Origin of the sequence: Xanthomonas sp. 4461 (assembly GCF_024806475.1) — a bacterium.
Taxonomy (GTDB): Bacteria; Pseudomonadota; Gammaproteobacteria; order Xanthomonadales; family Xanthomonadaceae; genus Xanthomonas; species Xanthomonas arboricola_F.
In genome coordinates this window covers 1,234,445-1,248,126 of record NZ_JANTYV010000001.1, presented here as the reverse complement: position 1 = coordinate 1,248,126, position 13,682 = coordinate 1,234,445, and the positions used below count along the sequence as shown (strand labels likewise).

The 13,682-nt window shown below is 64.5% G+C and carries 11 protein-coding genes; 9 read left to right on the top strand and 2 right to left on the bottom strand.

The window, feature by feature from the left end; all coding sequences use genetic code 11:
• Window positions 1-24: 24 nt before the first annotated feature.
• From recG to FHY19_RS05330, 4 genes are all read left to right on the top strand, one after another.
• Window positions 25-2,169: an ATP-dependent DNA helicase RecG gene (recG, locus tag FHY19_RS05345; protein ID WP_259162684.1), complete on the top strand. Its 2,145-nt coding sequence runs from the start codon at window positions 25-27 to the stop codon at window positions 2,167-2,169.
• Window positions 2,170-2,309: 140 nt separating this feature from the next.
• On the top strand, window positions 2,310-3,248 hold the full coding sequence (locus tag FHY19_RS05340) for a nucleoside hydrolase (RefSeq protein WP_259162683.1): 939 nt from the start codon (window positions 2,310-2,312) through the stop codon (window positions 3,246-3,248).
• A gap of 71 nt (window positions 3,249-3,319) precedes the next feature.
• Window positions 3,320-3,562, top strand: a complete 243-nt coding sequence (locus tag FHY19_RS05335) for a type B 50S ribosomal protein L31 (RefSeq protein WP_010364531.1) — start codon at window positions 3,320-3,322, stop codon at window positions 3,560-3,562.
• Between the two features lie 229 nt (window positions 3,563-3,791).
• Complete coding sequence (locus FHY19_RS05330; protein ID WP_039409911.1) at window positions 3,792-5,081, top strand: citrate synthase; 1,290 nt, start codon at window positions 3,792-3,794, stop codon at window positions 5,079-5,081.
• 160 nt (window positions 5,082-5,241) lie between these two features.
• Here the strand turns inward: FHY19_RS05330 and FHY19_RS05325 are convergent, their stop codons facing one another.
• Together FHY19_RS05325 and FHY19_RS05320 are read right to left on the bottom strand one after the other, a co-directional pair.
• On the bottom strand, window positions 5,242-5,889 hold the full coding sequence (locus FHY19_RS05325) for a hypothetical protein (protein WP_259162682.1): 648 nt from the start codon (window positions 5,887-5,889) through the stop codon (window positions 5,242-5,244).
• A 219-nt stretch (window positions 5,890-6,108) separates the two neighbouring features.
• On the bottom strand, window positions 6,109-8,634 hold the full coding sequence (locus FHY19_RS05320) for a penicillin-binding protein 1A (protein WP_259156127.1): 2,526 nt from the start codon (window positions 8,632-8,634) through the stop codon (window positions 6,109-6,111).
• 119 nt (window positions 8,635-8,753) lie between these two features.
• On the opposite strand from FHY19_RS05320, the gene FHY19_RS05315 reads away from it, so the two are divergent.
• From FHY19_RS05315 to FHY19_RS05295, 5 genes are read left to right on the top strand one after another with little or no spacing between them, the layout of a single operon-like run.
• Window positions 8,754-9,812, top strand: coding sequence for a pilus assembly protein PilM (locus FHY19_RS05315; protein WP_039423791.1), 1,059 nt, complete (start codon window positions 8,754-8,756; stop codon window positions 9,810-9,812).
• A complete protein-coding gene (locus FHY19_RS05310) occupies window positions 9,812-10,582 on the top strand; it encodes a PilN domain-containing protein (protein ID WP_259162681.1) in 771 nt (256 codons plus the stop codon). Before FHY19_RS05315 ends, FHY19_RS05310 begins: the two co-directional genes overlap by 1 nt.
• Window positions 10,579-11,244, top strand: coding sequence for a type 4a pilus biogenesis protein PilO (locus tag FHY19_RS05305; RefSeq protein ID WP_011038333.1), 666 nt, complete (start codon window positions 10,579-10,581; stop codon window positions 11,242-11,244). The genes FHY19_RS05310 and FHY19_RS05305 overlap by 4 nt, the downstream gene beginning before the upstream one ends.
• Entirely contained in the window at window positions 11,241-11,774 is a 534-nt protein-coding gene (locus FHY19_RS05300; protein WP_259162665.1) for a pilus assembly protein PilP, read from the top strand. Before FHY19_RS05305 ends, FHY19_RS05300 begins: the two co-directional genes overlap by 4 nt.
• A 19-nt stretch (window positions 11,775-11,793) precedes the next feature.
• Window positions 11,794-13,674, top strand: a complete 1,881-nt coding sequence (locus FHY19_RS05295) for a type IV pilus secretin PilQ family protein (protein ID WP_259162663.1) — start codon at window positions 11,794-11,796, stop codon at window positions 13,672-13,674.
• Window positions 13,675-13,682 lie beyond the last annotated feature (8 nt).

Here is a 13,682-nt window from a genome sequence, read left to right as displayed (position 1 = left end):
CCGGCGCGACTGATCCGACCCGCCGTGCCCCGCGCGCGCGTCGCCACGCCGAGCCTGGCCGTCGCCGGCCAGGCTCCGCTGTCCAGCCTGCCCGGCGTTGGCCCGAAAGTGGCCGACAAGTTTGCCGCGCGCGGCATCCTGAGCGTGCAGGACCTGTGGCTGCATCTGCCGCTGCGGTATGAAGACCGCACCCGGCTGACCACGATCGCGCAGCTGCAAAGCGGCGTGCCGGCGCAGATCGAAGGGCGGGTGGAGGCGGTGGAGCGCGGCTTTCGCTTTCGCCCGTTGCTGCGCGTGGCCATCTCGGACGAGTCGCACGGCAGCGTGGTGCTGCGCTTTTTCCACTTTCGCGCCGCGCAGGTGGCGCAGTTTGCGGTCGGTACGCGCGTGCGGGTGTTCGGCACGCCCAAGCCCGGCCAGAACGGTTGGGAAATTGTCCATCCCAGTTACCGCGTGCTCGCGGCGGACGAAGACGCACAACTGGGCGACAGCCTGGATCCGGTCTATCCGGTGCTCGAAGGCGTCGGCCCGGCCACGCTGCGCAAGCTCATCGGGCAGGCACTCGAGCGGTTGCCGCCGGAGGCCGCACTGGAGTTGCTGCCGCCGCACTGGCTGCAGGACGAACAACTGCCCTCGCTGCGCAGCGCCTTGCTGACCATGCACCGCCCGCCGGTGAACAGCGATCCGCAGCAACTGCTCGCTGGCCGGCATCCGGCGCAACAGCGGCTGGCGCTCGAAGAACTGCTTGCGCACCAGCTCAGCCTGCGCCGCCAGCGCATCGCCCTGCAGCGCTTCCATGCGCCCGTGTTGCCTGGGAACGGCACCCTGGTGCAACGATTGCGCGCTGCATTGCCGTTCCGGCTCACCGGCGCGCAGCAACGCGTGTTCGAACAGATCGCGCACGACCTGGCGCAGCCCTCGCCGATGCTGCGGTTGGTGCAGGGCGATGTCGGCAGCGGCAAGACCGTAGTCGCTGCCCTGGCGGCGATGCTGGCTGTGGAGCAGGGCAAGCAGGTCGCCCTGGCCGCGCCCACCGAACTGCTGGCCGAGCAACACCTCACCAACCTGCGCGGCTGGCTGGAACCGCTGGGCGTGCGCATCGTCTGGCTGGCCGGCAAGGTCACTGGCAAGGCACGCGCGGCGGCGATGGCCGAGGTCGCCTCCGGCCAGGCCCAGGTGGTAGTCGGCACGCATGCCTTGATGCAGGAAGCGGTGGTGTTCCACGACCTGGCGCTGGCCATCATCGACGAGCAGCACCGCTTCGGCGTGCATCAGCGCCTGGCGCTGCGCGACAAGGGCGCAGCCGCCGGCAGCGTGCCGCATCAGTTGGTGATGACCGCCACGCCGATCCCGCGCACCCTGGCGATGTCGACCTATGCGGATCTGGACGTCTCGGCCATCGACGAGCTGCCGCCCGGCCGTACGCCGGTGCAGACCATCGTCCTGAGCGCCGAACGGCGCCCCGATCTTGTCGAGCGCATCCGCGCCGCCTGCGCCGAAGGGCGCCAGGCGTATTGGGTGTGCACGCTCATCGAAGAAAGCGAAGACCCGGGCAAGGCTGCACCGGCCGGCCCGCCACGCATCGAAGCGCAAGCCGCGGAAGTCACCTTCGAGGCCTTGTCGGCGCAGCTGCCCGGCGTACGCGTCGCGCTCGTGCACGGCCGCATGAAACCGGCTGAAAAACAGAAGGCCATGCTGGATTTCAAGCAAGGCCGCAGCGATCTGCTGGTTGCCACCACCGTGATCGAAGTCGGCGTGGACGTGCCCAACGCCTCGTTGATGATCATCGAAAACGCCGAGCGGCTGGGTCTGGCCCAGTTGCACCAGCTGCGTGGCCGGGTCGGTCGCGGTGCGGCGGCGTCCAGTTGCGTGCTGCTCTACCAGGGGCCGCTGTCGATGATGGCGCGTCAACGCCTGGAAACCATGCGTCAGACCAACGATGGTTTCGTGATCGCGGAAAAGGATCTGGAGCTGCGCGGTCCCGGCGAACTGCTGGGCACGCGCCAGACCGGCCTGGCCAGTTTCCGCATCGCCGATCTGGCCCGCGACGCCGGCCTGCTGCCGCGCGTGCAGGTGCTGGCCGAGCGCCTGCTGGCCGACGCGCCGGAGATCGCCGATCGCGTGGTCGCGCGCTGGATCGGCAGCGCGGTGCGGTATGCGGCCGCTTGAGAGGCGGGGATTCGGGAATCGGGAATCGGGAATCGTAAAAGCAAAGGCTGCGGCTTCCTTTTCATCCGAAGGCGTTCGCTTGGCCGGCCGATCCTTGCGAAGATGCCGCAACGAATCCCGAATGCCCAATCCCGAATCCCATGACAAAAAGAATACCGCTGCTGATCGATACCGACCCGGGCGTGGATGACGCGCTGGCGTTGCTGATGGCGTTCAACGACGCCCGCCATGAAGTGGTCGGGCTGACCATCGCCGCCGGCAACGTGGGGTTGGAGCACACCGTGCGCAACGCCCTGAAGGTCTGCGAGATCGCCGGCCGCGCGGATGTGCCGGTGTATGCCGGTTGCCCGCAGCCGCTATTGCACCCCTCGGTCGATGCAGCGCACGTGCACGGCATCGATGGCTTCGGTGATGTCGGCCTGCCGGCGGCCAGGCGCAGCGCCGAGGCCGAGCATGCGGCGCTCGCCATCCTGCGTCTGTCGCACGACTACGCCGGCGAGCTGTTGCTGGTGGCCCTGGGCCCACTGACCAACCTGGCCCTGGCGCTCACCCTGGACCCGACCCTGCCGCAACGCGTCGGCCGGCTGGTGGTGATGGGCGGGGCGCTGACCGGGCATGGCAACATCACGCCTGCCGCCGAATTCAACATCGGCTTCGACCCGGAGGCGGCGCATATCGTGTTCCGCGGCTTCCCGCACTTCGACGTGGCCGACTGGGAAGCCACCATCGCGCACGGCCTGCTGCATCGCGATGTCGAGCAATGGTTGGCGGCCGATAGCGCCCGCGCCCGCTTCTATGAAGAAATCTCGCGCAAGACCCGCCTGTGGTCCGAAGACAGCCGTGGCGAGTACTGGTACGCCGCCGACGCGCTGGCGATGGCGTTCGCGCTGCACCCGGAAGGCGCCCAGCGCCTGGAGCAGCGCCCGGTCCATATCGAACTGTCCGGTACGCACACCCGCGGCATGACCCTGGTGGACTGGAACCGGCAGGGTGGCGCGCCCGACAACGCCAACCTGCTGCTGGAGTACGACCGCCAGCGGTTCTACGGCCTGGTCGGGGCGGCGTTGGCGGCCGGCTAGGGCGACCTTGCGCCGGGCGAGCGGAGGCCGCTATAATGCTCGGCTTATCCAGGCAGCCCGGCGCCAAGTCCATGAAAGATAACGTGCATCCCAACTACAAAGACGTCGTCTTTCACGACGTGACGTCCGACTTCAAGATTCTGACCCGTTCCACCATGGGCTCGAAAGAGACCGTGAAGTGGGAAGACGGCCAGGAATATCCGCTGATCAAGGTGGAAATTTCCTCCGCGTCGCACCCGTTCTATACCGGCAAGCACAAGGTGATCGACACCGGCGGCCGTATCGACAAGTTCCAGAAGCGCTACGCGCGCTGAACTTGCAGGACGGGCTGTACCGACAACGGTCGCGCATTGCGCGGCCGTTGTTGTTTGGAGCGCCGGCGCTTCGCTTGCGTGGTCCCGACAGGTGCGTCTACGACTTCTGTCCAAGCGACGGCCAAAATGCTGCTGTGCGATAATGACGTGATCCGAGGCGATGCCTTGGACTTCCATCACGTGCCTGCCCATGTGGGATCAGGCGCCTTCCACTGAAGGAGCGTACACAGTGTCCGATCTTGATCAGGTCACGCTCAACGCCGGCGACAAGTCGGTCGTTCTGCCGGTTCTCAAGCCCACCTTGGGCAATGACTGCGTCGATATTTCCAAGCTGACCAAAGAAACCGGTCTGTTCACCTACGACTCGGGCTTCACCGCCACCGCCAGCTGCAAGTCGGCCATCACCTATATCGATGGCGACAACGGCGTGTTGTTGTACCGCGGCTATCCGATCGAACAGCTCGCCGAGAAGTCCAGCTTCCTGGAAGTGTCGTATCTGCTGATGAACGGCGAACTGCCGACGGCGGACGAATTCAAGAAGTTCGACCACGAAGTGACGCATCACACGATGATGCATGAGTCGCTGAAGAACTTCCTCGGCGGTTTCCGCCACGATGCGCACCCGATGGCCATGTTGGCCGGTTCGGTCGCCTCGCTGTCGGCGTTCTACCACGACACCCTGGACCTCAACGATCCGGAACAGCGCCGTCAGGCCGCCATCCGTCTGATCGCCAAGGTGCCGACCCTGGCCGCCGCCGCATACCGCTATTCGATCGGCTGGCCGATCCGCTACCCGCGCAACAACCTGAACTACGTCGACCGCTTCCTGCACATGATGTTCGAAGTGCCGAGCGAGCCGCTGGAGATCAATCCGGTTGTCGCCAAGGCACTGGATCTGCTGTTCATCCTGCATGCCGATCACGAGCAGAACGCCTCGACCTCGACCGTGCGTCTGGTCGGTTCGACCGGTGCCAACCCGTATGCGTCGGTCGCTGCCGGCATCACCGCGCTGTGGGGCCCGGCACATGGCGGCGCTAACGAAGCGGTGCTGAAGATGCTCGAAGAGATCGGCACTGCCGATAACGTCGAGTCGGCCGTGGCCAAGGCCAAGGACAAGAACTCCTCGTTCCGCCTGATGGGCTTCGGTCACCGCGTCTACAAGAACTTCGACCCGCGCGCCAAGATCATCCGCGAGATGACCCACAAGGTGCTGGGCGAGCTGGGCGTCAACGACCCGCTGCTGGAAGTGGCGTTGAAGCTGGAAGAAGCCGCGCTGAAGGACGACTACTTCGTGCAGCGCAAGCTGTACCCGAACGTGGACTTCTACTCGGGCCTGATCTACAAGGCGCTGAATATTCCGGTGGAAATGTTCACCGTGATGTTCGCCATCGCGCGCACCGCCGGTTGGGTGTCGCATTGGCTGGAGCAGCAGGTCGACCCGGAAATGAAGATCGGCCGTCCGCGCCAGATCTACACCGGTTACGACAAGCGCGACTACACCGACAGCGCCAAGCGTTAATCGGCTGAAGATCGTCTGCGTAAACGAACGCCCCGCATTGCGGGGCGTTTTTGTTGTTGCCTGCTGGAGCGCAAGCGCTTAACCAAGCGGCTGACAAACGTAGCGAGCAGTTGCGGAAGAGTGCTGGCGGCGTGCGCAGCGATGTAGCGTTTGCGCGCGTTTACTCCCGTTGCTGGTACGCGTCAGTCTCCTGTTCTGCGAGCAACTGCCGCAATTGTGCGGCCGAGGCGCGGGGCATCGGTTTTTCGTCCAGCTGCGACAGCGGCGCCTGGCGTAGCGCGTCGTAGGGCAGCACCGTCAGGTCGAAGGTCAGCTCCTCGGCACTGAACAGCCACACCGGGAAGTCGCCGCTGCGCTCGCGGTCCAGCCGCAGACGGCGGGTGCGCGCTTCGGCCGGGATGCGGTGTTCTTCCAGAAACCGCTGTAATGCGTCCGGATCGTCGCTATGCAGCTGCAATTGCACCGGTGCGTTTGCATCGGCAGTACCGTCCAGTACCGGGCCAATCAATCGCGGCTGGAACTGGCTCAGGAATTCCAGTGCGCGCAAGGCCGCTTCGCGGCGTTGTCGCAGCCGCGCTGCGTGGTCGGGCCCGGCGAACAGGCGCTGGTATTGGCGTAGCGCATCTTCGATCTCGCGATTGCGCGGCAGCGATGCGTCGTCGTGGATGCCGAGCCGGCTGGCGGCCTTGAGCTTGGCCTGATGGAAATCGCGGATGCCGCCTTCGGCCATCAGCCGGGCGGCTTCGTGCGCCAGGCGGTGGCGACGTTCTCGGGTTCGCGTATCGGCGTGTTCGCGCGCGTGATGCATGGCCGGGCTCCCCTAATGAACCTGGTCCGACTCTACATCAGCGGCATGAAGAGGTGGCGAATGCGCCATGCCATCCCGGACGTGGCAATCACGCAACGGTGCTTGCGTCTGCGTCTGCGTCTACGCGAGCCAGCAGCCGATGCGCATCGATCGGGGAACCGGGCCGGCGATGCCGTTCCGATTCCCCATTTCCGAATAACGAATCCCGAATCCCGGCCCTCAAAAGATATCGAACGCCTTCTCGTCCTGCTGTTCCTGCAGGCCGTAGTCGTAATCCTGCAGGCGATCCAGGTCTTCGTTCTTGACCCACTCGACCGCGCCATTGATGGTGGCCTGAGTCATGCCCTCGGGCGGGTCGTTGGCAGCGATCGGCTTGTCCTTCAGTGCCACGCGCATGTAGTCGATCCAGATCGGCAGTGCGGCTTTGCCGCCGTACTCGCGATAGCCGAGCGAGCGGAAGTCGTCGCGGCCCACCCACACGGTGGTGGCGTACGGGCCGCCAAAGCCGGAGAACCAGGCATCGCGGTGGTCGTTGGTCGAGCCGGTCTTGCCGCCCACGTCTTCGCGTCCCAGCACCTTGGCCGCCGTGCCGGTGCCGCGCTGAACCACGTCGCGCATCATCGACACCAGCTGGTAAGCGGTGCGCGCATCGATGGCGCGTGGCGCGATCTTGGTTTCGGCGATCGCCGCCGGTGCGGCTTGTGCTGGCGTCGGCGCCGCGTCGGTGGCCGGAGCCGCCGGCGGCGTGGCCGGCGCCTGGGCGCCGAAGTTGAACCCGTCCACCACCTGGCTCACCGGCGCGGCCGTGCCGCCCTGCAACGCACAGGTGCGGCAGGCCACCGCAGGCACTTCCTTGAACACCACAGTGCCGTCGCGGTCTTTCACCTCATCCACGATCCAGGTGTCCACGCGCGAGCCGCCATTGGCGAACACCGCGTAACCGCGCGCCACCGACAGCGGCGTCAGCGACGCGGTGCCCAGCGACATCGACAGGTTGGGCGGCAACTCGGCTTCCTGGAAACCGAACTGGCTGATGTATTTGCGTGCAAAATCGACGCCGATCGCATCCAGTAGGCGCACCGACACCAGGTTGCGCGATTGCACCAGCGCCTCGCGCAGCCGCATCGGGCCGCGGAAGCCGCCGCCATCGTTCTGCGGCGACCAGGTCTTGCCACGACGATCGCGGAACACCACCGGCGCATCCAGCACGATCGAGGCCGGGTTGAAGCCCTTCTCGAACGCCGACGCATACACGAACGGTTTGAAGCTGGAACCGGGCTGGCGGCGTGCCTGGGTAGCGCGATTGAACTTGTTGCCGGCAAAGCTGAAGCCGCCGACCAGGGCGCGCAGTGCGCCGCTGTCGGCATCCAGCGATACCAGCGCGGCCTGGCCGCGCGGCAACTGGTCGATGATCCATTCGCCGTCTTTCTCGCCAGCGCGGATGCGGGTCAGGTCGCCGCGCGTCAGCAGCTTGGCCGGGGTCTTGTTGGTCCAGCGGCTGGCGCTGGGCGGCAGGGTCAGCTCGGTCTTGTCGCTCAGTACGACGGTCACGCCGCCGTCGGCATTGGTGCGTGCCACGATCACCGCGCGCAGACCGCCCTGGGTGAACGCGCCGGCCAGATGCTTGGCCAGGGCCGGTGCATCCGCATCGGCGGCGACATCGAAATGCTGCTCCACGCCGTGCCAGCCATGGCGGTGGTCGTACAGGCGCAGGCCTTCGGCAACCGCCGCATCGGCGCCGGTCTGCAGGGTGGAATCGATGGTGGTGGTGACGTGGTAGCCCTTGTTGAGCACATCGCCGCCGTACTTGGCGATCATCTCCTGACGCACCAGCTCGGCCACGTATGGCGCGTACACCTCGACCGGCGGCTCGTGCGGCTTGGCATGCATCGGCACCGCCTTGGCGGCATCGGCTTCGGCCTGGGTCACGAAGCCCAGGTCGGCCATGCGCTGCAGCACGTAATAGTCGCGGCGTTCGCGCGCGCGCTCGGGGTTGCTGATCGGGTTGCCGCTGGACGGGAACTTGGGGATGCCGGCCAGCGACGCCATCTCGTCCAGGCTCAATTCGCTCATCTTCTTGCCGTAGTAGTACTCGGCGGCGGCACCGACGCCGTAGGCGCGGTTGCCGAAGAAGCTCTTGTTGAGATACAGCTCGAAGATCTCGTCCTTGCTCAGCTCACTCTCGATCTTGCGCGCCAGCAGGATCTCGGCAAGCTTGCGGGTGTAGCTGTATTCGGAACTGAGGAAGAACTGCCGCGCCACCTGCTGGGTGATGGTCGAGCCGCCCGGCACGCGCTTGGCGTCGGTACTGGCCAGCAGCCACACCGCGCGGGCGATGCCCTTGTAGTCCACGCCCCCGTGCTCGTAGAAACGCGCGTCCTCGGTCGCCAGGAAGGCCTGCTTCAGGCGCAGCGGCACGTCCTTCATCTGGATCGGGTAGCGTCGGGTCTCGCCGTAGACGGCCATCAGGCGACCGTCGCTGGAATAGACGTACATCGGCTCCTGCAGCTCGACCTGCTTGAGCGACTGTACGTCCGGCAACTTCGAGGAAATGGCGTAATACAGGCCGCCGGCAGCAATGGCGCCGAGCAGTGCGAGCACAACGAGCGTGGCCAGGATCCAGCCCAGCCAACGGCGAATACGGGGCATGTAAGAGAGATTCCGATTGCAGATTTCTTGGTCACAGAGTATAGATGACGCCGGGTTTGGCTGGGGCCGAACTCTGGGGATCGCAGAAGACAGCACTGGGGTCACGTTCGCGGGGTAATTGCCTTGCGCGTGAAGGGCTTGTCAACTGTTAAAATTTGATTATTAATACGAGGGCGCAGACATGCGTCCAAGTGCCCGTCGGCAGGGGAGTTACCGTGGGGCTTTTACCCAAGAGTCAGTCGCCACTGATTGGTGTCGATATCAGTTCTACTGCCGTGAAGCTCTTGCAGCTGTCGCGCAGCGGGAACCGTTTTCGCGTGGAGCATTACGCGGTGGAGCCATTGCCGCCGAATGCGGTCGTGGAAAAGAACATCGTTGAAGTCGAGGCGGTGGGCGAAGCCATTCGCCGCGCCATCAACCGTTCCGGCAGCAAGGCCAAGAACGCGGCTGCGGCCGTGGCCGGGTCTGCGGTGATCACCAAGCTGATCCCGATGCCGGCCGACCTGGACGACAGCGACCTGGAAGCCCAGGTCGAACTGGAAGCCACCAATTACATTCCTTACCCGATCGAGGAAGTGAATCTCGATTTCGAGGTGCTCGGCCCGATGCCCAACAGCCCGGACATGGTCCAGGTGTTGCTGGCTGCCTCGCGCTCGGAGAATGTCGAGCTGCGCCAATCGGCGCTGGAACTGGGTGGTCTGACTGCCAAGGTGATGGACGTGGAGGCCTTCGCGGTCGAGAACGCGTTTGCCCTGGTCGCCAGCGAACTGCCGGTGGCCGCCGATGCGGTGGTGGCGCTGGTCGATATCGGCGCCACCATGACCACGCTGAGCGTGCTGCGCTCCGGTCGTAGCCTGTACAGCCGCGAACAAGTGTTCGGCGGCAAGCAGCTCACCGACGAAGTCATGCGCCGCTACGGCCTGACCTACGAGGAAGCCGGCCTGGCCAAGCGTCAGGGCGGTTTGCCGGAAAGCTACGAGGTCGAAGTGCTGGAGCCGTTCAAGGAGGCAACGGTGCAGCAGATCAGCCGTTTGCTGCAGTTCTTCTATGCGGGCAGCGAATTCAATCGCGTCGACTGCATCGTGCTGGCCGGCGGTTGCGCTGCGCTGTCGCGGCTGCCGGAGATGGTGGAAGAGCAGCTTGGCGTGACCACCGTGGTGGCCAACCCGCTTGCGCAGATGACGCTGGGTCCGAAGGTCCAGGCCCACGCGCTGGCGCTGGATGCGCCCGCCCTGATGATCGCCACCGGCCTGGCCCTGAGGAGCTTTGACTGATGGCAAGAATCAATCTACTGCCCTGGCGCGCCGAGCGCCGGAAAGCGCGCGAGCGTGAGTTCTATTCGATGCTCGGCTTCGCCGCGCTCGGTGGCGTGCTGCTGTCGGCGCTGATCTGGTTCTACTACGACGCGCAGATCAGCGGCCAGACCGAGCGCAATGCGTTCCTGACCGCCGAGATCGACAAGGTCAAGGCGCAGAACGAAGAGATCAAGGAACTCGACAAGAAGAAGGACCGCCTGCTTGCGCGCAAGAAGGTGATCGAGGAACTGCAGGCCAACCGCTCGCAGATGGTGCATCTGTTCGATTCGCTGGTGCGCACCATTCCCGATGGCGTGGCGTTGACCAACATCAAGCAGGACGGCGACATCCTGACCCTGGAAGGCCGCTCGCAGTCCAACGCGCGCGTCAGTGCCTACATGCGCAACCTGGAAGGCTCGGGTTGGATGACCAATCCGGATCTGTCCATCATCGAAGCCAAGAGCCAGGACAAGGCGGCCGGACAGCCGGCAGCCTCGTCGATGGATACCAAGGCATTGCCTTACGTGTTCACGCTGAAGGTCAAGCTGGCCAACCCGAACGAGGCTGACAAGAACGGCGCCGCGCCCGCGGTGGTGGATCCGGCTGCACCGGCTGCCACGCCGGCGGGTACGACGCCCGCTGCCCCGGCAGCGGCACCTGCGCCTGCAACGCCGCCGAGCGCACCTGCGGCTGCACCGCAGGCAGCGCCGGCGCCTGCCAATCGGCCGCAGGAGGGGGCGGCGTCATGAGTAAGAAATCATTCAAGCTCAGCGATCTGGACTTCAACAACATCGGCGGTTGGCCGCAGCAGGCGCGCATTGTGTTCTGCGTGGTGGTCGGCCTGTTCATCATGGTGCTGGCCTGGTTCCTGTTGATCAGCAGCAAGCGCGATGAACTGGAAGGGCTGGAAGGCACCGAAACCCAGCTGCGCACCGAGTTCGAGACCCAGCAGGGGCGTGCGGTGAACCTGGAGCCGCTCAAGCAGCAGCTCGCGCAGATGGAGCAGGTGCTGCAGCAGATGCTGCGTCAGCTGCCCAGCAAGACCGAAATGCCGGACCTGATCATCGACATCTCGCAGACCGCGCTGTCCAGCGGCCTGTCGAACGAGTTGTTCCAGCCGGGTCCGGAATCGCCGAAGGAGTTCTACGCCGAAAAGCCGATCGCCCTGCGCATGGTGGGCAGTTACCACCAGTTCGGTGCCTTCGTCAGCGGTGTCGCCTCGCTGCCGCGCGTGGTGATCCTGACCATGCACGACATCAACCTCAAGCCCAAGGACGCCAAGGCCGGTATCACGCCGCGCGGTGCGCTGGAGCTGTCCGGCACGGTCAAGACCTATCGTTATCTGGACGATGAGGAAATGGCCGAGCAGGAAAAGGCTGCGGCCGACGCTGCGAAGAAGGGCGGCCAATGACCATGAAATTGCTCAAGATCCTGTCCTGCGTGGCGCTAATTGCAGTATTGCCGGCGTGCACGCGCGGCGTGACCACTACCCCCGGCGATGCGCCGAATCTGGAAGCCTGGGTGGCCGAGGTGCGTGCGCGTCCTGCGCCGCCGCTGGAGCCGCTGCCGGTGATGCAGCAGTTCGAGACGTTCGAATACTCGGCGCAAGTGATGCGCGACCCGTTCAGCGATGCCTGGGTCAGCGCGGAAGGCAGCAACGGTACCCGTCCGGACCCGAACCGGCGCAAGGAACCGTTGGAAGCCTTCCCGCTCGACGCCCTCGACATGGTGGGGACCATTGGAGGCGGCTCGGGCCTGATCGCGCTGGTGATGGCGCCGGACAAGGTGACGTACCGGGTGCGGCCGGGTGTGTATCTGGGACAGAGCGATGGCCGGGTGACCGGGGTCTACGAAGACCGCATCGAGCTGATTGAACTTGTGCCGGACGGTGCGGGTGGATGGCTTGAACGGCCGGCCGCGCTCGCATTGGATGATCAATAAAGTGATAGGGGATAGCACGATGACGTTTTCCAATGCCCAGCGGCTGCGTCCGGTTCGACGCCACGCGATGCTCCAGGCCTGCGCGTTGGGGTTCGCGCTGGCGCTGGCCAGTGGCAGCTCGTTCGCAGCCGCCGCGCTGAACCAGCCTGCGCAGGATCCGGCCAAGGCCGCTCCGGCGAGCCTGGCGGTGTCCAAGATCGATTTCAAACGCGGCGAAGATGGCGCAGGCCGTCTGATCCTGAAGTTCGACGGCCAGGGCGCCAGCCCGGACCTGCGGACCCAGGGCGACAGCGTGCTGGTGGACATCAGCAACGCCAAGTTGCCGCCGGAACTGCAGCGCCCGCTCAATGTCACCGACTTTGCGACGCCGGTGCAGCGGGTAGAGGTCAAGCCGTCCGGCTCTGGCTCGCAGCTGGTGCTGTCGACCAAAGGCGCGTTCGATTCGCTGGCCTATCAGACCGGCAACGAGTACGTGGTCGAAATCACCCCACGCAAGGGCCAGCCGGCCGTTGGTGGCGTGAGTGCCGCATCGGTGACCCAGGCCGCTGCCCAGATCGCCGCACGCGGCTATAGCGGACGTCCGGTGACGTTCAACTTCCAGGACGTGCCGGTACGCACCGTACTGCAGCTGATCGCAGAAGAGTCCAACCTCAACATCGTCGCGTCCGACACCGTGCAGGGCAACGTCACGCTGCGCCTGATGAACGTGCCGTGGGACCAGGCGCTGGACATCGTGTTGCGCGCCAAGGGTCTGGACAAGCGCCGCGACGGTGGCGTGGTGTGGGTCGCCCCGCAGCCGGAGCTGGCCAAGTTCGAGCAGGACAAGGAAGACGCCCGCATCGCGATCGAAAACCGCGAAGACCTGATCACCGATTACGTACAGATCAATTACCACAACGCCTCGGCCATTTTTAAGGCGCTCACCGAAGCTAAGGGAATTGGCGGCGGCGGTGGTGGCGGCCAGGGGGGCGGTGGTGCAGGTCAGCAGGACAACGGATTTTTATCGCCGCGCGGTCGCCTGGTTGCTGATGAACGCACCAATACGTTGATGATCAGCGATATCCCGAAGAAAGTCGCGCAGATGCGCGAGCTGATTTCGCATATCGATCGCCCGGTGGATCAGGTGTTGATCGAAGGACGGATTGTCATTGCAACAGATTCGTTTGCGCGTGATCTGGGTGCCAAGTTCGGACTGGGTGGAACTCATACCTACGGCGACAATGTTGCAACGATTGGCAGTAACGCACCAGGCGGCGGTGTTGCTGCTGGAAGGGGGCTCAATGTGAATCTGCCAACTGGTGCCTTCACAAGTGGAGCAACGGCTCCAAGTCTTGCCTATACGCTTTTGGGTTCGAATTTCAACCTGGATCTCGAATTGTCTGCCTTGCAGCAGGAAGGACGCGGCGAAGTCATTTCCAATCCCCGGATCGTGACTTCCAACCAGCGCGAAGGTGTGATTAAGCAGGGCCGTGAAATCGGCTACGTGACGGTGACAGGTGGCACCAACGGAGCTGCGGCAACACCCAATGTCCAGTTTAAAGAAGTCCTTCTGGAACTGAAGGTGACGCCTACGATCACCAACGACAACCGCGTCTTCCTCAACATGAACGTCAAGAAAGACGAGGTCGACCAGCTGATCGAACTGCCGAATTACGGTACTGTTCCTTCAATCAATCGTCGCGAGATCAACACCGCTGTCCTGGTGGACGATGGCCAAACTGTTGTAATCGGTGGCGTCTACGAGTTCACCGACCGCTCCAGTGTCAATAAGGTTCCATTCCTTGGCGATGTGCCATTTCTTGGCAACCTCTTCAAGAGCCGCGGTCGTAACAAGAGTAAGGCAGAGTTGTTGATCTTCATTACACCGAAGGTGCTACGAGTGGCGTCAGCGGTGCGCTGATATCTCGC